The sequence below is a fragment of the Desulfitobacterium sp. genome (assembly GCF_035539115.1).
Taxonomy (GTDB): Bacteria; Bacillota; Desulfitobacteriia; order Desulfitobacteriales; family Desulfitobacteriaceae; genus Desulfitobacterium_A.
In genome coordinates this window covers 53,506-75,841 of record NZ_DATLJA010000029.1, presented here as the reverse complement: position 1 = coordinate 75,841, position 22,336 = coordinate 53,506, and the positions used below count along the sequence as shown (strand labels likewise).

Below are 22,336 nucleotides of genomic sequence, written 5' to 3'. Positions count from 1 at the left end.
CCGTAGAGGCTTACTCATTGTGCGACGAGCTTAGGGGTATAGAGACCGAAAGCATCAGTTGATATCCCAGCGCTTATATCATTTTCTTTTTTTAAAAGATCCGTTAGACTCCACTCTGTTTTGTTGCCGGGAATTAGAGTTTTGATAAAGCGGCCTGTAATAATAGAATCATTGCCGTTACCCGGAATTCCTTCCAGGAAAAAGGCTGCAAATCCAACGATTTGCACTTGCTTGTTGGCATCAAGAAGGTGGACAATCGGAACATAGATGATCTCTGGAGCATTACGGCCATAGTCAGCAAACGTATTCCGGGGGACTCTTTGATCCTGAGCAAATCGTGTTTCAATGCCCTTCTGAGTTGGCCCGCTCATATTACCAGGTTCTACATCGACAATCTGGCCGAAGCTCAAGGTTCCCTGATAACCATAAGCCAGATCAGTTTCGTACGTTTTGGCGCCACTACCACTGAGCCTTAATGCTCCGAACCAACCGCTGTACGGACCGGGTTGGTCACTTGATCCAGACTTTAAGGTATAGAGAGCCCCGTACTCAAAGTTCTGCTCCTGAACGCTCAAGGGAACAGCCCCAGACATTGAGGTCGGGGGTAGCATCATTGCTCGGGCGGTAGCGGATATTTGCTCGGAGTTGATTCCCCAGATTTTAGCGAAATAAGTAGGTACAGTCTTTTGAGCTGAAATAATTATTTTAAAATTATTGGCTTCGAAGCGAGTTGTTATATTTTCAGTACCGTTTTGCAAGGCATAGGCTTTGGCGACATCAGTAGCTTTACTTGTGTCACCCGGGAGTTCCTGAACCCCAGCTAAAGCAGCAGAATCAACCGTATTTTGGAGTTTGGCTTTTTGAACATAGAGCAACCCAATGTCGACCACTATAGCACAGCTTCCTAATAAGACGACCATCGCTAAAGCGAATATAACTGCAATACTTCCTCGCTCAGATGGGTTGATCTTACGCTCTGGAGTTTGCGATCCCGGAGTTTTAAGTAACGTCTTTGCCCTCTTGATAAATTTCAGATCAAAAAACTTTATTCTTGTCCATATAGCCATGCGTTTCTCCTCCGTTCTATTCAACACGCATGCTTAGAATCGAACTAACCACGAAAGGATTAGGAAGAATGTTGCTAATCAAGGGGACAATGAGGTGTACAGGATATGTGACTTGAACTTGGACACTTTGCCCCGATTGTCGGTCAATCTGAGTCGGGGTAATTATAATTGTTAGTTCAGCCTGATTTAAGGTGGGGGCGCCTAAGATTACAGCGTTTTGAATGTCCTGATCCATTCCTCCGGTGGTAGCGACTCGAACCCCGGAACGAGCGGCATTACTGACCGTAACATAGGCGTAGCCTACCCGCCCCATTTCAATCATCCCAAAGAGGAGAAGTAAAAAGAGAGGAAGGATCAGGGCCATTTCGACCATGGCCTGTCCTCGTTCCTCTTGATGAAGTTTCATTTCAAAATCCTCCTTGAAAAGGTACGAACATAGCAAGAACGGTACCCAAAGCTATGGCGATTCCATACGGAAAATTTTCCTTCTGAGCATTCCGCATATCCTCACTTAAGTTTTCCGGTTTAGTTAGGAAAGGAAGTAAGAGGAGGAAACGTTTGAGGGTTACCCAAAGTGCCCCACGGTGAACGAGCAGGATTGTCGAAATGAAACCACCAATAATCGCTCCGTAAAGAAAGCTGATGATGACAAAGCGGGCTCCGCCGAAGGCACCGATGACGGCAAGTAACTTAACATCCCCCGCTCCCATCCCCCCTAGAAAATAGGGAATCAGCAAGATGGCAAACCCAATTAGGGCTCCAATCAGACTTTCTCTCAATCCTGCCCAGCCCTTAAAATAGGTTTGCAGGAATAGAGCCACCAGGAAGGAAGGTCCGAGAAGCTTATTATAAATTCGGCGTTCCCGCCAGTCTGTGAAAGCAGCGATACTTAGAGTGAAACCTAAGGCAACTTCAGTAGGGCCCATCACATTGTCCTCCTTGAGGGAAACGACCCTACTGTAGGACAGTAGGGTCGTTCAAGGTATTTAGTGAATATACTCATGTAGCAAAGAAAATTTAAAAGTTAAGCTTTAGGGAGTAGTAGTAAGTTTAGCCAGTAGCGTTGCATAAAAGTATTAGGAAAAAAGTCAAACACCAGTAATAACAAATCGAGTAAAAATGTGGAAAAGGACTACCTCTTGGGTCAATGCTCCTTTGGACCTGGCGGGATGAATAATCTGGGTGTATAAACCAATAAAGTAAATTTGAGTAACATTGGAAAGACTAGATTTTTCAATGACAAATTTAAATGGAGTTTTAAAGCAACTCTACTGAAGTTTTTCGGAAACTTTACCAAATATGCCGTTAAGGTTGGTACCAATAAGTGCAACTGCAGCAATCACTACCACAGCAACCAACGCGATAATTAACCCATATTCAGTCATGGCTTGACCTGCATCGTCTTTCAAAAGCCCCATCAATTTATTTTTCATAGAAAACACCAATCCCTTCATTTTTGATTTATTATGTATAAATTAATCTCAATTAAGTCTTCTTCTGATTTAATTATATATCTTTCAACTTTTTTAAACATGAAGCATAGGTCACGTTTGGAAGTAGAAGAAGACCTAAATATTTCGTGATGAAGTCCTTGATTGCAAGGGACTTAAGCTCTAGTCAAGCCCTACGAAGGACTAGGTATAAAGGGAAAAAAGAAATGGATTAGAGAGCTGAAATGTGAAAATACGGGAATGGAGATGTATAATGGAGATAACATTCGAATATTGAGATTAAGAACGAAAATAAGACGTATTTTCGCCTGATAGGTGTAACTCAAAAACAATAGTCTAACTTCCTTCTTTTTCAATATTGAACATAAACGGTCTTTTGTAAGACCGCAACATAGAAATTAAGATTAAAAGAGAGCGCCCCGTAAATCAGGACGCCCTCTTGTTTAATTTAAGCTCAACTTTTTTAGAAGATTACGCCGAGGGCAATCAGGATGAGAATCGCTATGGCAATAATCCCAACTCCTACAAATCCTCCAAGCGGTGCGCCACATCCATATCCGTACATAATGATCCTCCCTCCGTTTTTTAGCAAACCTATGCGAAATTAGAAGACGATTCCCATTGCGATGAGCAAAAGGATAATCACAACAACTACTGCAATTCCTGGTAAGAAGTTTGGTCCACATCCGTCAACAACTGCTCCACCAAGTGCCATAATATTTCCCTCCCGTGATTTAATTCTTAGTATGGGGTTTTACCTAGTTTAAATTATGTTAAAGAGGGATTAATTGTTACTAAAAAATTCCTGTAATGGTTTATTGCTACCAAATTCGATTTTCGACTTTTTCCAGAACCTTTTTGACGTTTGGAACAGATCGTTCTAAAATATGAATAAGCATGAGATGGTTTGATGAGTCAGATAAATTAAGCTGGATCAGCTGAGATCTTAAAGGTAATAAAATATTAAAGATAATGGAGGAATTTTGATGAGAGCACAAATTACACTTACTTCGAGTGAATCTAAACGTTTAATCGCAAAGGGGGTTAAAGCTCTACCTGTTATGCAAAAGGCATTAGCAGAACATACAATTGTCCTAGCCGGAGGAACGACTAATGCCTTTCTGGCGGAGGAAATCCTAGGGATTACAATCGAGGTTAAAAGTGCTTATACGGTAGGTATTATTACCGAAGGAAAAACTGGGGTTAGCGTAGAGAATACCCGCATTCATCCTTTTATCATTACCAAAGGTAAAGCTCTTGGAGCAGAAGTTCATTGGAAAGATTATCTCGCCAAATTAGAACCGGGAGATGTTTTCGTCAAAGGTGGAAATGCTGTGGATCATACAGGCTTGGCAGCTGTCGCAGCTTCTAATCTCACGGGTGGAACAATAGGTGCTGCAGCGGGTCCACTCAATGTTCGCGGAATTGAGCTAATCGTACCGATAGGCTTAGAAAAGCTCGTTCCGGATGTCCGTGAAGCTGTCGAGTTTATGGCGGGACATCGTCCTGACGAAGCTATTGGCGATAAGGTGGGACTAGTGCCCATGCTTGGCGCGACCGTGGTTACGGAAATAACAGCCTTAGAGACCCTCTTCCCTGTTCAGGCCAAGTGCATTGCTGCAGGCGGAGTCAATGGGTCTGAAGGTGCTATAACCCTTGTGCTGGAGGGTGAGGAAGCGACTATAAAAGACGCTTTAGACCTGATCAAATCTCTCAAAGGTGAGCCGGCCGTAAAATAAAAGGGTAAAAGAAGTTCAATAACCGAGTAATAGTAGCAAAGGCAGTTTCTTAGACGAAGCTGCCTTTAGTTTATAAGTACACATTATTCAAATTTTTCTAAAAGACACAACAAACTTCAGTTCCAGACATGCTCAGAACTCGCGCCTCTCATAAAAGCGAAGAGAAAGGACAAGAGATATACCTATGAAGATCATCGTCAGAAAGAGAAAGATGAGGCTGAGTTGAGTTGAGGAAAGGCTATTGATAGTTTCCAACAGGCTTCGAAGCAAGGGATTTTTGGGCTTGCTTTGTAGATACCCGCTCAAAAACAGGGGTGCAAAGAAGAACAGCATAAAAACTAAAGTCCTAATAAGATTGGATTTCAGATAGCCTATTTTAAAATAGAGAGGATAATATACTCCAGACATCAGGCCGAGGGTAAAAAGCGCGTTGATCACGCCCAGCGGCGTTAAAGGTGATACATAAATCGCTAAATGGAAGATTTGAATGATGAAAGCAGCCAGTAGATAGGATACAATCGCCAAAGCTGTGTAGAGCAAAATACTTAAATATTTCGCATAGACTATTTTGGATCGAGAAATGGGGAGACTGTTTAAGATAATTTCGAAATTGTTCTTATCATCATAAGCTGTAGCGTTAATCATTAATATATAGCCGATGCCTACAGTGATAGCAATAAATTGTCCTCCTGGTAAAGCTTGAAAGGCGATTAACAAGAAAATTCCATAAACAAGCACATATCCAAGGTACTTCTTATTGAGAATCAGATCTTTCAGGATGAGATTAAGCATGGTCTTCCCCCTTTACTGTGTAGAGCATAATTTCTTCGAGGGTGGGTCTCTCGACGAGAATGTGTTCTTTTAACTCCGGGGGGAGTAAGCCAGGATTGCGAAGTAACCCTTCGAAACCAAAGTGATTTTCGCGGATGCCGATAAAGAATGCACGTACAGCTGAGGTGAGTAACTCCTTCTCGCCTTTAACCAGCTTGAATTCTTCGAGAACCTGATCTTTGTTTTCACTGAAGATTATATTACCTTGATTAATCAAGGTAATATAATCGGCGATTTTTTCGAGGTCGGAGACAATGTGTGTGGAAAAGAAAATGCCCATATTTTCATCTTGAAGAAGACCTGTTAAGATGTCTAACAGGTCTCTGCGCACGATGGGGTCAAGTCCTGCAGTGGGTTCATCCATGATCAGCAATTCGGCGTGATGGGATAGGGCGATGGCTAGGGAAAGCTTCAGCTTCATCCCTTTGGACATTTCATTGATTTTTTGACGCGTGTGAATCTGGAACGTTTTCATCCAGCGTTTAAAGGCCTGGGCATCCCACCTTTGGTAATGGGGACTGATCACTCGAATGATTTCGTCAATGCTCAAATTTTCATAATAAAAGCTTTCATCGAAAACAAAGCCGATTCTATTTTTAATAGCCAGTTGGTCTCGGACAGAATCCAGCCCAAAGATTTTGATCTCTCCTCCATCCTTTTTGAGCAAATTAAGAAGGAGTTTAAGCGTGGTGCTTTTCCCTGCTCCGTTTGGCCCGATGAAGCCCATAATATAGCCTTTGGGCAGTGAAAAGCTGATCTTATTTAAGGAAAAGCCTGAGAAATGTTTTGTTAGGTTATTAACTTCTAAAATGTTTTCCATTTTTAATCCTCCTCGTAAAGCAGGGTCAGCATGTTCTGGAGTTCGTCAAGATTTAGCCGCAGAAGTTTAGCAGTATGAATTCCTTCGGTGAGTTGATCCTCGAGAATCCGAAGATGTTTTTCACGCATAAGTTCCTTGTTCTGAACGGCGATAAAAGAGCCTTTGCCGGGAACGGTTTCAATATATCGCTCATGTTCCAAGTCATCGTAAGCTCGTTTTGTCGTAATTACGCTGATCTGCAGATCTTTAGCAAGGTTGCGAATTGAGGGTAGAGCTTCGCCTTCTTTTAATTCACCTTGAAAAATGGCTTCCTGAATTTGATTGAAAATTTGCTGATAAATGGGGTCAGATGAAGAATTGGAAATGACGATTTTCAATTCCTTATCCTCCTTCCTATTAAAGAGTTGGTTTATAATGTTAACTGAAGTTAAAAGAGCAAAAGACAAATTAACCATATATAATGTCGATACTGTCCATATACAATATATACATACTAACCCAATATGCATTTTTTGTAAAGCCCAAAAATCGCCTCATCGATGCGGTTTTTGGGCTGAAATAAAGAACGAACGGCCGAACCCAAGGGTTCAGCCGTTCGTTCTTTATTTGATGCTCCCCCGGGGAAGAATCAAAGCGTTAGAATTAGACACCGGGGATATATAAGAGCTGGCCGGGATAAATAAGCTCAGGATTTCTGAGATTATTTGCGAGGATGATCGCTCTCATGGTCGTGCCATAGCGCTTAGCAATTTTGTAGACACTATCTCCCTTTTTGACAACATAGACTTCGGGTGCAGGAGTCGGCAGCGGTTCAGGTGTACGATGATGCATTTCCATACCCATACCCATACCATACTGTGGATAGCAGCAGGGATTACCTACATCAAGAGTTACAGCACCTGGAGCGCAATCAGGGTCAAGATTGACGAGGCCAGCGTGGGGAAAAGCAGGGTTATACATTCCAGGAGCGGCTCCCATAGTACCAGGCGCCATTCCCATTCCTTGGGTTCCCATCATACCTGCAGGACCAGCCATTGGTTGCATTGGGTAATTCATAATATTTCCTCCTTTACGTCCTGTTATCTTAAGGTTCTCAAAGCTTCAATGAAATATTGATTAGAGGGGCTGTTTGATAACAATATATGGATATGAAGGAAATATGAGTATGTACCAAGCATAAATAAGAAAAAATATTTAAGCAAAGGTTATTGACAATCGTTTCCCAAAACTATAACATAAAATAAACTAAATGATTGTAGTATGGTAGTACAGTAGGAATGGGACTGGAGAGGTGCACTTCCTGCGGAGGTGTATTTTTTATACCCTTTTTCAAGTATTGCCAAATATGAGGAGGCATTTGTAGGATGAAGAAGATTGTAGCATTAGGACTCTCGCTCATGATGGCGTTGAGCTTAGCAGGATGTGGTACATCCCCGACAAATCAAAACACGCAAGCCGGAAATACGACAGGACCAAAGGCAATTAAGGTTGGTATTGTGCAGATTGTGGAGCATCCGGCCTTGGATGCAGCTAGAGAAGGATTTTTAGAAACCTTAAAGGCCAATGGGTATGAAGAAGGAAAAAATTTAACCGTCGAATATCAAAGTGCGCAAAATGATCAGTCTATACTTCAATCAATTACGCAAAAGTTTGCCTCGGAAAAGCTTGACCTTATTCTTGCGATTGCAACTCCCGCCGCTCAATCCATGGCTCGTGCAAGCCAGGATACTCCCATTCTTATCACAGCCGTTACCGATCCAGTTAAGGCAGGCTTAGCGGATAGCCTGGAGAAACCCGGCAAGAACGTAACCGGGACCACAGATATGAATCCTTTGAGGGAACAGTTTGATCTTCTCAAAACAGTTGTTCCAAACGCCAAGAAGGTTGGAGTTATTTATAATGCGGGTGAAGATAACTCCCAAGTTCAAGTTGCAATGGCAGAAACTATTGCCAATCAAGCAGGGCTAGAACTTGTTAAAGTAACCGTAGCTACTACTGCTGATGTCTTACAAGCTGCTCAATCTCTTGTTGGAAAAGTGGATGCGATCTATGTTCCCACAGATAATACCGTGGTATCAGCCTCGGATTCCGTGATTCAAGTTACCAATAAGAATAAGATCCCCTTGATCCCTGGGGAAAGTAGTATCGTCGATAAGGGCGGTTTGGGAACAATTGGTATCAATTATAAAAAATTAGGGGCACAAACGGGTGATATGGCTCTTAAGATATTAAAAGGCCAAAAACCTCAGGATATGCCGATTGAGAGCCAAAAAGAGTTTGATACTGTCTTTAATAAAGCAACCTTAGAACTTTTGGGAATTAAGCTACCAGCCGATTTACAACAAAAAGCAATTTTAAAATAAACCTAACAGAATTATTGTAAAAAACGTAAGAAACTTCAAGTGGAAAAGATAAAGAGATATAGAAGATAAACGTATCAAAAAAGATACGAAAAAAATATTTGTGTTAACCCATACACGAATATCGAGACTTCTTCCAAAAGAAGAAATTGAGGTGTGTAAAGATGTTTCCCCAAATTGCTGTTGGTACACTCGAACAAGGTTTGATGTACGCCATCATGGTTCTGGGAGTTTATCTAACGTTTCGAATTCTCGATTATGCTGATCTTACTGTTGAAGGTAGCTTTACTCTTGGTGGAGCGACTGCGGCAATTTTAATATACAATGGCACAAACCCGTGGTTGGCAACTGCGATCGCTTTTGCTGCTGGGTGTTTAGGCGGAACTTTTACCGGTTTTCTCCATACCCGGTTTAAGATTTCTCCTTTACTTTCTGGGATTTTGACGATGACTGCGCTCTATTCTGTTAATCTGCGGGTTATGGGTCGGGCGAACGTCTCCCTGCTTAAAGCACGGACGATTTTTACCGACTTCAAGAACCTTCCCGGTATGCACACTTATGGAGTGCTTGTCTTAGCCTTCCTTACGATCTTCGTGCTCGGCGTTCTTCTCTATTTATTCTTAAAGACGGAGTTAGGTTTGGCTATGCGAGCAACCGGGGATAATGAGTTGATGATTCGGAGCTTAGGGGTTAATACAAATGGTATGAAATTGTTGGGATTGGCCTTATCGAATGGTCTTGTTGCCCTCTCTGGAAGTTTTGTGGCACAAAATCAGCAATTCGCTGATGCCGGGATGGGTATCGGGATGATCGTGGCTGGATTAGCCTCCTTGATTATCGGAGAAGTTCTTATAGGTACTTCTAACCTCGGACGCACGCTGATTGCTGTGATTTGCGGTGGTATAATCTATCGGATCATCATTGCAATTGCCTTGCAAATGGGGCTTGGACCGACCGACTTAAAGATGATCACGGCTTTTATCGTCATTATTGCTTTAGCCGCACCCAATATGAAATTTAAGGTTTCGGCCTTGAGCAGTGCTGCACGTGGAAAGGAGACCAATTATGCTAACAGTAAATAATCTTACCAAAGTGTTTAACCAAGGGACAATTAATGAGAAAATAGCGTTGGACCGTGTACAATTGCACTTGGATCCCGGAGATTTTGTTACTGTGATTGGTTCCAATGGAGCGGGTAAGTCAACGCTGATGAATGCCATTGCCGGCACCTTTCTTCCCGATCAGGGCCATATTATTCTGGATGGTAAAGACATTACAAAATTGCCGTCGTTTAAAAGGGCTGAACTCATCAGCCGTGTCTTTCAGGATCCCATGTCTGGAACAGCTGCTTCCATGACCATCGAGGAAAACCTGATTATGGCTTTGAAACGCGGCGAGCCCCGCCGTTTACGATGGGCGCTTAAGGGCAAAGAACGAGAGTCTTTTCGGGAGGAACTAACGAAGCTCGGTTTGGGCTTGGAAGGACGGTTAACTACGAAAGTTCGTCTTCTTTCAGGTGGTCAACGTCAGGCCCTGACCTTGTTAATGGCAACACTCAAAAAACCTCGGCTTTTGCTTCTGGATGAACACACAGCTGCTCTCGATCCAAAAACTGCTGAAAAAGTGTTGAATTTAACATGCTCAGTTACGGAAAAGTCACATTTAACCACCCTAATGATTACGCATAATCTAGAACAGGCCTTAGCAGTGGGTAATCGTACACTTATGATGCACGATGGCAGGATTATCCTCGATCTTAAGGGCACAGACCGTAATAATATGAGCATGAACCGCTTACTGGAGATGTTTGAAAAAGCGAGTGGCGTGCATATGAATAATGACCGAATGATTTTAGCGAGTACTTTTTAATTTACTCACACCTCCCCCACGGGTTTATTGTGATAAACCTATGGGGGCTTTTTTATATCCTACGATGAAAGTGTACTTAGTCGCTTTCTTTGTTTCCTTTTTAGATGACTAGGGGTTAAGCTTTGCTTGTTTTGCTCGGAGCTCCTCTGCGGGTATCGGTATTTCACAGCTTAGATCGACCGAGTAGAGAGTAGCTTGTTCGACTTGTACATGAAGAAGTTTTTCCACAGCCAAGGAATATAGGGAAAGCTGTAAGCTATAGCGTTCAATCAGTGTTCTTTCAGGTGTTCCCATAAATTTGACCTGATCGGTTTTATAATCTAAGATTTCGGCGCTCTTTCGATCGGGGGAAAGAATGAGTACGTCAATGACCCCTTGAACCAGTATTCCTTCACGACTACTTCTTTCCCTTTCCCCCTCCCCTTCTTCTTGAAAATCTTTCACCAGTCCATTTGGATAGAGGGTCAAGGTAAACGGTAATTCACGCCGTACTTCCTTGGCCTTAAGAAGTCGGGTGCCCAACGGAGAATTGAGAAAGTTAACGATCTGTTTCGCTGAAAGCGTTGCTGCTTGCGCAGAAGTAATAATTTCCTGGTGAACCAGAGATTGAAAAAGTGATTCAACTTGGAATTCTTGCTGTTCGCTTGAAAGATCAGACCAAGTTTCAGCCCAGTCCTGCAAGGGCAAGTGTTCCATGACAGCATGGAAGGCTATCCCTCGTTCTGCCGGGGTTAGTTTCTGGTTCGCTTGAAGGAATTTTGGCCGCGTATATTCTTTGGCTTGGAGGGGTTTGACTGGTGTAGCTGTCAACTCCTCTTGATGCCAGGCAAACCGACGTTTAAGTTCGCTCACACTGGTTTTGGCTACTTGATGAACATCTTCAGGGTAGGGGTAGGCCCAACTCAAGCGTTCGTCAATTGTCTGATACCATTCGTCAAGTGAACTTTCCGGTGAGAGTTTAGCTTCGCCTTCGGAGGGACAGGCTTCCTCTTCCTCCCCCTCCTCCTTATTGGCTGAGAAGGTCTCAAGCGTATCATGGATTAGAACCAACCACTGAGAGGAAGTGTTGTCAGCAAGTACAGGCTTATTTGGCTCCTGAGCAAGATCAGGCTCACTAACTAAAGCATTAAGGGAATCACTAAATAGGGCTTGAGGATGTCGAGCGAGAGCAGGGCCTATCCAATCAAGAAAGGTTCGAGCGCTGCGTAGTTGCCCATCAGGGAAAGCAGGTTCGATATAGGTGGCTAAACTTTGCCATTGCTTAATAACATCGTGTAATTTAGGGAGGGCTCCATAAAGGAACAACCTCTCTTTCGCTCGGGTCAGCGCGACATAGAGAATTCGCAGCTCTTCGGCCAAAGATTCTTGCCAAAGCCGTTCTTTAACGCCCGTTTGAATAAAAGAAGGATAACGAACTCGATTTTCAATATCGATCAAGGGAACTCCTACACCAAGACTGGAATGAAGCAAGAGATTACCCCTTAGACTATGGGTATTGAACTTTTTCCCGAGTCCCACGACGAAAACGACAGGAAACTCCAGGCCTTTACTGGCGTGAACCGTAATAAGGCGCACCACATCTTCGTTTTCCCCAAGTGCCCGGGCATTTCCTAAGTCTTTCCCCTGCCCTTGAAAGCGGTCAAGGAAGCGCAAAAAACGAAAGAGGCCACGGTAATTGGTTGCTTCAAAGCGGCAAGCCCGGTCATAAAGTACTCGGAGATTCGCCTGACGTTGGGGGCCACTGGGTAAGGTCCCGACATATGCCAGATATCCTGTTTCCTCATAAAGATTCCATAATAAGTCTGCTAGGGAAGTCTGGCGGGCAAGCTGACGCCAGGCTTGGAGTTTGGGATAAAAGTAAAGCACTTTTTTCTTAAGGGAAGGTGTCTCTTTAAGAGTCTCACAGGCCTTAGCCAAGAGTTGTGGCCAAGACTTTGTATACACTTCAAGTACGTCAGAGATCTCGGGAAGACTGGGTTTTTCTGATCGTTCGGGCTCCTGCAGTTCGAGCTCCAGAGCAGCCCAATAGACCAGCACAAGGGCCTCATAAAAATCACCCTGGGGCAATAAGGAACGCATCTTCCCCAGTTCCGTACCATTCAAGCCTACAAAGGGGGAACGAAGCACAGCAGCCAAAGGAATATCTAAGCGGGGATTATCGATAACTTTGAGGAGTGAAAGCATCGTTTCAACTTCACTTGCACCGAAGTAGCCGCTGCTCGTTTCGGCATAAACCGGAATTCCCAAAGATTGGAATTCTTCAACATAGAGTGGGGCAATTGAGGAGAAGGAACGCATCAGAATGACAATATCAGAATATTGGGTGGCTCGAAAATCTTGAAGATGTTTGTCGTAAACCTGAAATTCCTGACCTTGAACAAGGTGTTGAATCCGGTTAGCAACTAAGCGAGCTTCGAGACGCGCTGTTTCAAGATCTTCCAGCGTCAATTCTTCCTGCAGAATCCCCTCTTCAGCTGTACTTCCACTTGCCTCATCCACTCCACACTCTCTCTGGATTATGTCTTCGTTCAGCTCTGGGGGCGAGCTGGCATCCCTGTTCTGATTCGCAGGCTCAACTGTGGAAGTGGGAGAAGATTTGAGAACTTTGGGATCAAACAAATGAACTTCAATCGGACCTTCAGCAGTTTTAAGCTCAGGCTGTCCGCTGACGAAGCTGGCACCATAGCGTAAGGCAGCTTGATCATCATAAGAAATCTCCCCTGCTCCTGCCGTCATTATTTGGCGAAACAAAAAGTTGACTCCCTCGATCACTTCCTTGCGGCTGCGAAAATTACGATTTAGGTCGATGACAAGTTTTTGAGACGAGGAAGGGGTCTGCGCAGGGTCCCAATGCGGTAAATTTATATATTTGGTGAGAAATAAGCTGGGATCGGCCATGCGGAAGCGATAAATGCTCTGCTTGACATCCCCCACCATAAATAGATTGGGAGCTGGTCCGTCGTGACGGGAGACGGACTGGAGAATTTTTTCTTGGACAGGATTGATATCCTGGTACTCATCGACCATGACCTCAGCAAACCGTTCTTGGAGCGTTTGAGCAACTGGAGTTGGGTTTCCCTCCCTATCCTCCACTAATAACCTTAGCGCAAAATGCTCCAAATCAGAAAAATCAACGATATTCCGTTGCCGTTTTGCACGGGAATATTCTTGAGAGAATTCCTGAACAACTGTTGCTAGGGTTTTGACGAGCTCTCCCATCTGTTGAAGTCTGGGGAGTTGTTCCCCAAGGGGAAACTGAAAAAGATCCTTACTGAGCTTTTCAAGTTTCTTCTTCGCCTCATCACGTGCTTTTTTAGATTCTTCGCGGATAGCTTTTTGGAGCTCTTCCGGGAACTGGAGCTCTTCAGATACAATGGAAGTTTCTTCAGCATTTTTGCGGGCTGAGCCGGCCTTCCCTTTGCGAGGACCTGAGGGAAGCTTAGAAAATTTCGACGCCTCCTGGAATTGTGCTTCTACCTCTCCCCAGCTTCCTTCCTGCAGGATTTTGCTGAGATGTTGTAAACGAACAATGTCTTCCTGAAGGCAGCTCGAATAGTGCTTCGGTCCCCTAGGTTGCATACTGAGTTGATATGCTCGTTCTAATAACCCTATACTTTCTTCGGCTTTGTCTTTAACGCCTTGGCGGACAGACTCTCCCCAGGGGCTTTGGGCTAGCTCCTCCGTATTTTGCCAATTATAAGCGTTGTCCAGGTTCTCTAACCAGTTTTCAGGATCGACTTGACTGGTGGCAAATTCATAGAGCCTTAAGACATTTTCCATTAAGGGTTGATCGTCGCGATCTGAGCCGAAGGCTTCAACCAAAGCTTCAAAGGACGCATTCTCTTGTTCATAAAATGCATCAAAAAGGTCTTCAACGATATCTTGACGCAAGAGATCAGCTTCCGCTTGATCGGCGACTCTGAAGGCTGGATCGAGTTCAAGCCGATAAAAGTTCTGGCGAATGAGTTCCATGCAAAAGGAATGGATGGTTGTAATACTGGCTTGGTTGAGGAGTGCCCGCTGATGGAGAAGATGTTCAACTTCAGCCGAATCGGTCTCCTTGAATAGAGCATCATCTAAAGCCTTGCCGATCCTTTCACGCATCTCATTGGCGGACGCTTTGGTAAATGTAAGGACGAGAAACCGGTCTACATCCACCCGGACTCCATGATCCGTGATGCGTCGAATGAGACGTTCCACGAGGACTGCTGTTTTTCCGGAACCAGCAGCTGCGGCAACAAGGAGTTGTCCCTGGAGCTCAATGGCGGCCTGCTGTTCAACCGTCCATTTAGGTTCATTCATGTTTCTCACCTTCCTTTGCGTCGACATCGTCACCCAACCAGATCATATCTGAGGAGTGGGATGGTGCAGAGAGGTCTGGATCTGGATCTGAATTCGAGCCGATTAGATCCCAGACTTCGGAGTCTTTGAGGGGGGATAAATCGCGAAATCGATTTTCGGGTAAAATAGGATCGAATTGACAAACTGTTTTAAACTCACAATACTGGCAGGCATTCTCTTGTCCTTGGCGATAAGGTGAAATGGAGATATTGCCTGCCAGGATGCCCTCCCCAGAACTCTGGAGGTAAGTATGCAAATGTTCGCGAAGAAGGGAAAATTGGCTATCAGTTAAGACATTCGTATTCTTACGAAATTCCATCGTTTTGGTCAGTTTAATTCCGAGTAAATCTGACTGCCCAGTACTTAGAGTCTGGTCCATGGCCTCTAAAACCTGGCGGTTAGCTAAGAGAAATCCTTTAACTTTGACCGCTGTGATTCGTTTTGCTTCGAGCTCTTCCGCGCTTAGGAGTGTTTTCGATTCGAGCTGAGGCTCAACGACAGGAAAGTAAAGAAAACCAGCAGGCCAAATCGGTAAGGGTCCGGAAGCTTGAAGCTGGAAAGAGTCAGCTTGTTCGGAGTCAATCGTTTCGAGTAAGACTTCGGCTCCTTGTAAGGCCGCATCAAGATACGCTAGAAGCTGTAAGTCTAACCCATAGTAGATATGATTCAAGCTCACGTGCTGTTGACGGGATTTATAATCCAAAATTCGTAAGTAGACTTGTCCTTCTAAAACTGCGGCGTCGATGCGGTCAATCTGCCCCCGCAGTAGAAGAGAATTCCCTTCCTGAAGGGGGATCTCAATACCCGGAAGAGGTTTACCCGGTCCAAAGGGGACTTCGAGCTGGATGGGGATAAAGATTCCCTTCCGGGCGTGTTCTCCTAAGACACGGACGGCATGATGTACTGTTCGTTTGAGCTTGTTCTTCAGATAACGATAGCGCGCGTTACTGAGGAGAATTTCATTTTGTAGTCTTGGAGCAATAATTTCAGCAAGTTCGCTAACTATCTCCCAGGAGTCCTCCTTCGACATATTTCCCCAGTCTAAATTTTCTTGACGAACCTTTTTAGCAAAGTCGCGGAGAACAGCATGAAAAAATTGCCCCATGTCTGGGCTGGCCAGTTGATAGATCGGGCGCTCTTTAAGTTTCAAGCCATATTTCGAATAATGGGCAAACGGGCAACGGGCAAACTCTTCCAGTCGCGAAACACTAGCCATGAGACGCTTGCCGTAAAGCCTGCGCGCTAAGTGTTTAGGGATCTTTTCCTCACGGTTCTCAGCTAAAACGCCATCTTCCAGAAGTTTAACCTGCCAGCGGCGTTCAGGCGTATTTTGGTACCAGGATTGAACAGCCTGCCACATCGGGGAAAGCTCTTTATGTTGGCGCAACTGCATGAGTTGACTGGCATAAGAAGGCAATAAAGGCTGAGGATGGCTGATCTGTTGCAAATCATCGTCTGAATTGTCGAGGTACTGTTCATGGAGTTCAGGAAATAGAGCCTTTAAACGGGTGATAACGGGTGAAATGGTAAGCCCTTTTCCTTCTTCATCGGTTAAGGGATAAGTTATATATAGGCGGTCTCTGGCCTGAGTTAAGCCTGTATAAATGAAAAATTGCTCTTCATAGAGTTGAGCCTTCCCTTTAGGTGCAAGGGTCAGCCCTAAATGTTCAAGTTGTTCTCGTTCTTCCCTGTCGAGAACTCCATCTGGGGCAGGGCGAGCCGGAAGAGTCCCCTCGTTCGCACCTAAGAGAAAAAGAATCCGAAGCTCGGGATTACGGGAGCGATCTAAGGAGCCAACCAAAATCTGGTCCAGTCCAGGGGGGATTAAACCAAGTTTTAGATTTTCCAGACCTGAGGCTAGAATTAAGGCGTAGTCCTGAAGTTCCAGTGATTCTTCGCCCAGACCTGTGATCATTTCGTCGAGAACTTCAAGAACAGCATCCCAAATTTGTTCCTGCAGGCGTGCTTCAACGAGGTCACCAGAGTCGCGGGCCGAAGTGGCCCAGTGCTCAAGCGAATCTGGAACATTAAGGCTAAGGAGAAGATTATAAAGGGCCTCAGTTACTGTTCGAACTTTGATCAGTCGGGGATTATTGGAAGGAAGCGTAGTTGGAGGAACCGAGTTAGCGGTAGTATCTTGCGGCTCTTCGAAAGAAGTAATCGCTGTCACAAAGGGCTGGAGAGAAGATAACACCGTTTGCCGGGCTTGGTTAATACGTGCTTCTTGCTCTTTATCTACCTGTAATTGAGCTTCTTGATCCCCGGCTAGCCAACGGAACTGATAATGCCATTCCTTACCGGTGGTCCAGGCCCCTCCCCTGATTCCATGAGCTAAACAATAGTTTTCCAGACGATCCAGGGAATCTTGAGACAACGGGAAAAAACCCGTTTTAAGGGCCCGAAAGAGGGGTTCATAGGACCAATCTTGCTGAGCGACTTCGAGCACAGACATAAGAAGTTCAAGAAGTGGGTGATGAAGAATGGGACGTTTGTTATCCAGAAAAAAAGGCAAATCATAAGCACTAAAAACGTGCTGAATGGTTTCCTGATAAGCCGGGAGATCTCGGGTTACGACGGCCATGTCTGACCAACGAAGCCCTTCTTCACGGGCGAGACGACGCAATTCACGAGCAACGCCGTGTACTTCTGCCCGTCTGTTCACTGCTGAGAATAAGCGAATTCCCTGGAGATCCTTAACTACCTGCCTTTCTCCTCCCTCGGGGTAAGGTTGCGTTGGATAAGTAGCGAAATATTTTTCAAGATAACCCAGCTCAGAATTCCGGAAACGGCGGGCTTCCTCGAGAAGAATGGGGGGTAAAATTGGTGTCCCTGTCTCTCGTGCACTGCGAATAAGGCTTTGGTAAGTCCGCCACGGTCCAGCGAAGAGTTCCTCACCAGGCCGGAAAAACTCTTCTTTATGCTCACTTGGAGAAAGGGCAGAAAAGGAAGCTTGACGGCGAATAAACTCGGGATCGAGCGGTAAAGTCAAAATGACTTCTTGTGCTGTTCGCAGAATAAATTCGATAACATAGAGTTCTTGCGGTGTAAAACCTTTGAATCCGTCAATCCATACGGTTGAATTCTGAAGGCTGGATGAAAAAGGAATTCTTTCAGCGACAATCCCTAATTCATCATCGGGGTCAAGGATATTGTGGCCTAAGGCCTGGTTAAATTCATCATAAAGAAAAGCGAGTTCCTGTAATTTTTGCGTAAGAATTGAATCCGAATCCTGAATACTGCGCAGAATTTCGGGTGTAATACGGTAGATCTTAAATTCGCCGATAATTTGGGCGAGTAAATCGGCCATTCCTGGTCGAGTCGCTGAACGGGCAAAGATTTGCAATTGAGGTTTAAACTGTAAAAGCAAGCGCCTTAAAAGCATGCGCTTACCCATTTCACCGAGGACCGCTTTTTGTCCACCACCTGTTTCCGAAAAAACGCGCCAACCTAAGCGGTGAAAACTCAAAACTTGAGCACGCAGAATTCCTCCCAATTCAGGAGTTCGAGCCAAGCGCATTTCCATCTGATGGGTCGCTTGTTCTGGCACAAGAAGAATGAGCGGGGTCCCTAACGGATCCTTTTTAATCTCCTGGACGATTTGCTCCAAGCAGTAGGTACTTTTGCCGGTACCTGCCCGGCCAAAAATAAATCGTATACTCACAAGGCGCTCTCCTTCCCTCTTGGTTTCATTATATAGTCAATTCCTCTATCGAATAAGAGGTAGCCGCAATCATCACGAGTCATGAACCACAAGTTGCGCGTGTGGGGTGAAATAACGGGTATAACCTAATAACACGACGATTAAACTCGTGAGGGCTGATGCCCCGGAAATCATAAACATGACCATGATCTGGTAGCGTACAGCTTGGATAGGGTCTGCACCCGCTAAAATCTGGCCTGTCATCATTCCAGGAAGTTGAACCAGACCCACCGTTTTCATCGAGTCAACCGTGGGGATCATGCCCGCTTTAACAGCAGATTGAATAACAGGCAAGGCGGCCTTTTTCGGTGGTGCTCCTAAGGAAAGTGCTAATTCAACTTCTCCCCTGCGCAACTTGAACTCTGAGGTTAAGCGGTTCATCGTTACACCTGCTGCTATCATACTATTCCCGACGATCATACCACTGAGAGGAATGATATATTGCGCTGTAGCTGGAATAATTCTCAAAGCCAGAAGAAGAAGAAGCGTAATTCCTTCACTAAAGGCAATTCCGATCAGGACAATCGATTGAGCCTGGGGGACTCCCTTGCCACGCTTAGCAGCGTTATGAGCTGCGACTCCGATCATTAGTGAAATCATTAAAACGATAAATATCTGGTTATGAGAAGCAAAAACATACGAGAGGATATAGCCGACGATCGTCAGTTGAATAAAAGCACGAATGACGCCGATAGCCAGATCCTTTTCTAACCCTAATTCCTGATAGCGAGAGACAATTGCGGCTAATCCTACAAAGCCTAAAGCCAGACCTAACGATAAATAACTCATTCCACTCCCCCCAATCGTCCATCCAAGTACGCCCGGCCTTCGACGGTTATGGGCTGAGCAAAAAAGTCGGCGGCCTCCCCTTGTTCAAGCATCTGGCCACGATAGAGAAGGGTGACATCTTGGGCCACTCGCCGAGCCTGGTGGAGGTCGTGAGTGACCCAAACTACGGTTAATTGGCACTCTTGACAGAGTTGCATTACCACTTCTTCCAAGTGTTCACTGGCTTGGGCATCAAGGGCAGAAGTGGGTTCATCAAGCAAAAGAACTTCTGGGTCGTTGGCCAGCGCGCGCGCAATGGAAACCCGCTGTTGTTGACCCCCAGATAAGGTATTCGGGTCGCGGTTCGTAAAATCAGGATTTAGGCCGACTAACTCAAGATAATGGAACGGGTCTGGAAGTTCTTTATCTTGGATACGAGGACCATAGAGAATATTATCGCTAACCGTCCCCGAGAAAAAGATTGCTTTTTGCATGACTAAACCCACGCGTCGGCGTAGATCAAGAATGTTGAGTGAACGTGTTTCGGTGTTATCTAGATAAATCTCGCCTTCACTAATTTGGCGTAAACGGTTAAGAGTATAAAGTAAGGTGCTTTTTCCACTTCCCGACGGTCCTAATAAGGCATGGATACGGCCTTGCCGAATTTTTAGACTCACATGGTCTAAGAGTGTCAAGAACCGTCCTCTTTCCTGAAGAATAAGTGATATATTTTCAACGTTTAGTTTAATACTGTCGTTCATCGTTGCTTCCTTTCGATTAAAACCTTTTTCAAATCAAAGTTCCAACTTTTTATATTATACCATTGAATAAATACCAAAAAACAGAAAAAGCCCCAAAGGGCCCTTAAAATCAAATCGAGATTAAATCTATCTGTACGCTAAATGAAACTTACTAGATATAAGCGTTATTGAAAGTTCTTAGTTTGCTGATACTACCCCTTTACCCGAAATTGCAAGCTGATCTTTGCCATTCCGTTTAACTTCATAAAGAGCATCATCGGCGAGCTTGATCAGTTCTTCTGCCGAATGAGCATGATCGGGATAGACCGCAAGGCCGACACTGACCGTTGTATTTAAAGTAGAAATATTACCCATATGTTGGTTGCGGATATCCTCCATTAAACGTTGCGCAACTTTTTCTGCTTCAGGTAAATCAGTATTGGGGAGAAGAATAACGAATTCATCTCCGGCATAACGAATGATCACGTCCTCTTCTCGAACAACATTCCTAAGTACTTGAGCTAAGAAACGCAAGAATTTATCCCCCATTGGATGACCAAACTGATCGTTTATTCCTTTAAAATTATCGCAATCAATAAACAAAAGTGAAGCTGAGGTTCCTGTCGAAGCAGCTTGGGCAATTACGTGTTCGGCGATTTGGGAGAGAGAACGAGAATTAAGAAGCCCGGTTAAACTGTCCGTTTCGGAGAGACGGCGAACATTTTCATAGAGTTGAGCATTCGTAAGGGCAATGCTGACTTGGTTGGCGAAGATATTGGCAAGCTGCAAATCTTCATCTGTGAAGGCATTCAATTTCAGTTTATAAATAAAAAGTACGCCAAAGACTTGATTATCTCGTTGCAAGGGAATTCCAATTACGGATTGGTCCTCATTAGGAGTCCCTTGAATATGCATTGCTCTGGGATCATGTTCGGCATCGCCAGAAAGAACGGATTCTCCAGCCGCAGCAACCCACCCCACTAGGCCGAAGCCCACTCTAACCTTGTTCTTCATCAGTTGTTGAATGACTTCCGGGTTATTATCAAATTCGCGACAGGCCATAGGATGAAGTTCTTTGGTTTCTTCATTGAGAAGATAGACTGTACAGCCAGCTGCTGAGAAAAGTTCAATAATATGATTGACGACTCGATCCAAGAGTTCGCGCAAGTCCAAAGTATTTGTTAAGGAGTAGGAAACATTTGAGATTGCACTACGTTCTTCGCAAAGATGTTGAATTTTGCGCATCCTAGCCGCTTCATAATTAATCGCTAGACCAGCGATGATAAAAGCGAAGGGATGAATTCCCCAAGTCCAGAACGGATTAATCGAGGAAGTCCAAATTTCAATAGCTAAGGAAAAAAGAGAGGCAAGTATAACGATTAGGAGGGTAAGCCACCATGAAGAGTGAATTGCCACTAGGACAACAAGAAGGAAGAGAACGGGTGAGACAAAAGAAATGTCAATACTCTTCAGAAAAACAACCGAAAGCAGAGATATTCCCATAAAAATCAAAAGGAAGAATTGGCTATACCTATGTATCTTTTGATTTCTATCTTCCATTCGGGATTCACCTTCACTTTACGAAAAAACATATCATTAATTTAGCTATAATTAAGTTATTATTCGCTATTAATGTTGAGATTCCTGCTATAGAGTTACAAAATTAGACAAGAATGTCATAAGATTCTACATAAAATAATAAAAACTAAAGCGTTTATTCATTAGCCCATCTTTGCCCAATCACTTCACTAGCGTTTTGAATGATCAAAAAAGCATGCGAATCTTCCTCCCGGATAATGCGTTTTAAATGACCGATTTCCGACATACTGACAACACAAATAATGACGTTTTTTTCTTGTTCAGAAAAACTGCCGCGACCTTTTAGAAAAGTTGCCCCTCTACCGACTTCATTGTGAATACGGTTGACTAACGTATCTGAATGGTTCGAAATAATCGTGACTGCTTTAGCAGGAATTCCGCCTTGAATGACATCGACCGTGCGGCTGAAGGTAAATATTGAAACCAAAGTGTATAATGCGATTTTAGGGCCAAGAATAGCCCAAGAAATTAATATAATAAAGGCATTGATTAAAAGCATCGTCGTCCCCATAGCCCAACCTAAACGGCGTTGAATTACCTTAGCGATAATATCAAGTCCTCCCAGGCTACCACCAAGACGGAAAACAAGACCTGAGCCGATACCTCCTAATACGCCACCGTAGAGAGCACCTAAAAAAATATCATCAAAGGGCAAGGGACGAGTCCCTTTGAAAAGATCAAGAGCTAAAGAATAAATGACTAAACCGATGATTGTTTTTAGCACAAACTCGCGGCTCACTTCCCTCCAGCCCAGAAAAAAAAGAGGAATATTGAGGAGAAGTGTTATTAAGCCGATGGGTAGGCCAAGGGTATAGAATAAAAGCAAAGCAATTCCGCCCAATCCTCCTCCCCCCAAGCCGGCATGGACGATAAACCCTTGAACACTATAAGCTGAAAGGATTCCACCGAGAGCAATCCCTAGAAAATTTCCGCCATATTTCAGACTACGCCATATTTTCATAGTTCTCCCCCTAATCCTTCGAATTTTGTTTGCCCTTATTTAACTTTCCACGATGGAAATAAGTACTCTGTTGCTGTTTTATCTATTATA

Annotated in this window: 18 protein-coding genes; 4 read left to right on the top strand and 14 right to left on the bottom strand. The window is 44.3% G+C overall.

All coding sequences use genetic code 11. The features are described 5' to 3' along the window. Nucleotides 1–14 precede the first annotated feature (14 nt). The 4 genes from VM640_RS05415 to VM640_RS05400 all read right to left on the bottom strand — a co-directional run bounded on the left by VM640_RS05415 (nt 15) and on the right by VM640_RS05400 (nt 2,485). Nucleotides 15–1,067, bottom strand: a complete 1,053-nt coding sequence (locus VM640_RS05415; protein ID WP_325390401.1) for a pilus assembly protein TadG-related protein — start codon at nt 1,065–1,067, stop codon at nt 15–17. 16 nt (nt 1,068–1,083) lie between these two features. After that, nucleotides 1,084–1,473 (bottom strand): TadE/TadG family type IV pilus assembly protein, encoded by a 390-nt coding sequence (locus VM640_RS05410; RefSeq protein WP_325390400.1) that lies wholly within the window; start codon nt 1,471–1,473, stop codon nt 1,084–1,086. 1 nt (nt 1,474) lies between these two features. Then, nucleotides 1,475–1,993, bottom strand: coding sequence for an A24 family peptidase (locus VM640_RS05405; RefSeq protein ID WP_325390399.1), 519 nt, complete (start codon nt 1,991–1,993; stop codon nt 1,475–1,477). Between the two features lie 342 nt (nt 1,994–2,335). Further along, entirely contained in the window at nt 2,336–2,485 is a 150-nt protein-coding gene (locus VM640_RS05400; RefSeq protein WP_325390398.1) for a Flp family type IVb pilin, read from the bottom strand. Between the two features lie 1,019 nt (nt 2,486–3,504). On the opposite strand from VM640_RS05400, the gene VM640_RS05395 reads away from it, so the two are divergent. Beyond that, nucleotides 3,505–4,257, top strand: coding sequence for a hypothetical protein (locus VM640_RS05395; RefSeq protein ID WP_325390397.1), 753 nt, complete (start codon nt 3,505–3,507; stop codon nt 4,255–4,257). 132 nt (nt 4,258–4,389) lie between these two features. Here the strand turns inward: VM640_RS05395 and VM640_RS05390 are convergent, their stop codons facing one another. The 4 genes from VM640_RS05390 to VM640_RS05375 form a co-directional block, all read right to left on the bottom strand. After that, entirely contained in the window at nt 4,390–5,049 is a 660-nt protein-coding gene (locus tag VM640_RS05390) for an ABC-2 transporter permease (protein ID WP_325390396.1), read from the bottom strand. Next, nucleotides 5,042–5,908, bottom strand: a complete 867-nt coding sequence (locus tag VM640_RS05385) for an ABC transporter ATP-binding protein (protein WP_325390395.1) — start codon at nt 5,906–5,908, stop codon at nt 5,042–5,044. Before VM640_RS05385 ends, VM640_RS05390 begins: the two co-directional genes overlap by 8 nt. A gap of 2 nt (nt 5,909–5,910) precedes the next feature. Then, entirely contained in the window at nt 5,911–6,285 is a 375-nt protein-coding gene (locus VM640_RS05380; RefSeq protein ID WP_325390394.1) for a GntR family transcriptional regulator, read from the bottom strand. A gap of 265 nt (nt 6,286–6,550) precedes the next feature. Then, a complete protein-coding gene (locus tag VM640_RS05375) occupies nt 6,551–6,964 on the bottom strand; it encodes a LysM peptidoglycan-binding domain-containing protein (RefSeq protein ID WP_325390393.1) in 414 nt (137 codons plus the stop codon). 308 nt (nt 6,965–7,272) lie between these two features. On the opposite strand from VM640_RS05375, the gene VM640_RS05370 reads away from it, so the two are divergent. From VM640_RS05370 to VM640_RS05360, 3 genes are all read left to right on the top strand, one after another. Continuing rightward, nucleotides 7,273–8,271, top strand: a complete 999-nt coding sequence (locus VM640_RS05370; RefSeq protein ID WP_325390392.1) for an ABC transporter substrate-binding protein — start codon at nt 7,273–7,275, stop codon at nt 8,269–8,271. Between the two features lie 161 nt (nt 8,272–8,432). Continuing rightward, nucleotides 8,433–9,350 carry an ABC transporter permease gene (locus tag VM640_RS05365; protein ID WP_325390391.1) on the top strand — a complete coding sequence of 306 codons (918 nt, stop codon included), beginning with the start codon at nt 8,433–8,435 and terminating at the stop codon, nt 9,348–9,350. Next, entirely contained in the window at nt 9,334–10,137 is an 804-nt protein-coding gene (locus VM640_RS05360) for an ABC transporter ATP-binding protein (protein ID WP_325390390.1), read from the top strand. Before VM640_RS05365 ends, VM640_RS05360 begins: the two co-directional genes overlap by 17 nt. A 108-nt stretch (nt 10,138–10,245) precedes the next feature. Here VM640_RS05360 and VM640_RS05355 read toward each other — a convergent pair whose 3' ends face one another. The 6 genes from VM640_RS05355 to VM640_RS05330 form a co-directional block, all read right to left on the bottom strand. Further along, a complete protein-coding gene (locus VM640_RS05355) occupies nt 10,246–14,439 on the bottom strand; it encodes a UvrD-helicase domain-containing protein (RefSeq protein ID WP_325390389.1) in 4,194 nt (1,397 codons plus the stop codon). After that, entirely contained in the window at nt 14,432–18,133 is a 3,702-nt protein-coding gene (addB, locus tag VM640_RS05350) for a helicase-exonuclease AddAB subunit AddB (protein WP_325390496.1), read from the bottom strand. The genes VM640_RS05355 and addB overlap by 8 nt, the downstream gene beginning before the upstream one ends. A 78-nt stretch (nt 18,134–18,211) precedes the next feature. Next, a complete protein-coding gene (locus tag VM640_RS05345; RefSeq protein WP_325390388.1) occupies nt 18,212–18,967 on the bottom strand; it encodes an ABC transporter permease in 756 nt (251 codons plus the stop codon). Beyond that, entirely contained in the window at nt 18,964–19,707 is a 744-nt protein-coding gene (locus tag VM640_RS05340; RefSeq protein WP_325390387.1) for an ABC transporter ATP-binding protein, read from the bottom strand. Before VM640_RS05340 ends, VM640_RS05345 begins: the two co-directional genes overlap by 4 nt. 177 nt (nt 19,708–19,884) lie before the next feature. Next, on the bottom strand, nt 19,885–21,246 hold the full coding sequence (locus VM640_RS05335; protein WP_325390386.1) for a GGDEF domain-containing protein: 1,362 nt from the start codon (nt 21,244–21,246) through the stop codon (nt 19,885–19,887). 154 nt (nt 21,247–21,400) lie between these two features. Next, nucleotides 21,401–22,246, bottom strand: a complete 846-nt coding sequence (locus tag VM640_RS05330) for a YitT family protein (RefSeq protein WP_325390385.1) — start codon at nt 22,244–22,246, stop codon at nt 21,401–21,403. Between the last annotated feature and the right edge of the window lie 90 nt (nt 22,247–22,336).

Coding starts and splice junctions, on each gene's coding strand:
- VM640_RS05415 (WP_325390401.1), bottom strand. CDS start 1,067: ATGGCTATATGGACAAGAATAAAGTTTTTTGATCTGAAATTTATCAAG.
- VM640_RS05410 (WP_325390400.1), bottom strand. CDS start 1,473: ATGAAACTTCATCAAGAGGAACGAGGACAGGCCATGGTCGAAATGGCC.
- VM640_RS05405 (WP_325390399.1), bottom strand. CDS start 1,993: ATGGGCCCTACTGAAGTTGCCTTAGGTTTCACTCTAAGTATCGCTGCT.
- VM640_RS05400 (WP_325390398.1), bottom strand. CDS start 2,485: ATGGGGCTTTTGAAAGACGATGCAGGTCAAGCCATGACTGAATATGGG.
- VM640_RS05395 (WP_325390397.1), top strand. CDS start 3,505: ATGAGAGCACAAATTACACTTACTTCGAGTGAATCTAAACGTTTAATC.
- VM640_RS05390 (WP_325390396.1), bottom strand. CDS start 5,049: ATGCTTAATCTCATCCTGAAAGATCTGATTCTCAATAAGAAGTACCTT.
- VM640_RS05385 (WP_325390395.1), bottom strand. CDS start 5,908: ATGGAAAACATTTTAGAAGTTAATAACCTAACAAAACATTTCTCAGGC.
- VM640_RS05375 (WP_325390393.1), bottom strand. CDS start 6,964: ATGAATTACCCAATGCAACCAATGGCTGGTCCTGCAGGTATGATGGGA.
- VM640_RS05370 (WP_325390392.1), top strand. CDS start 7,273: ATGAAGAAGATTGTAGCATTAGGACTCTCGCTCATGATGGCGTTGAGC.
- VM640_RS05365 (WP_325390391.1), top strand. CDS start 8,433: ATGTTTCCCCAAATTGCTGTTGGTACACTCGAACAAGGTTTGATGTAC.
- VM640_RS05360 (WP_325390390.1), top strand. CDS start 9,334: ATGCTAACAGTAAATAATCTTACCAAAGTGTTTAACCAAGGGACAATT.
- VM640_RS05355 (WP_325390389.1), bottom strand. CDS start 14,439: ATGAATGAACCTAAATGGACGGTTGAACAGCAGGCCGCCATTGAGCTC.
- VM640_RS05345 (WP_325390388.1), bottom strand. CDS start 18,967: ATGAGTTATTTATCGTTAGGTCTGGCTTTAGGCTTTGTAGGATTAGCC.
- VM640_RS05340 (WP_325390387.1), bottom strand. CDS start 19,707: ATGAACGACAGTATTAAACTAAACGTTGAAAATATATCACTTATTCTT.
- VM640_RS05335 (WP_325390386.1), bottom strand. CDS start 21,246: ATGGAAGATAGAAATCAAAAGATACATAGGTATAGCCAATTCTTCCTT.
- VM640_RS05330 (WP_325390385.1), bottom strand. CDS start 22,246: ATGAAAATATGGCGTAGTCTGAAATATGGCGGAAATTTTCTAGGGATT.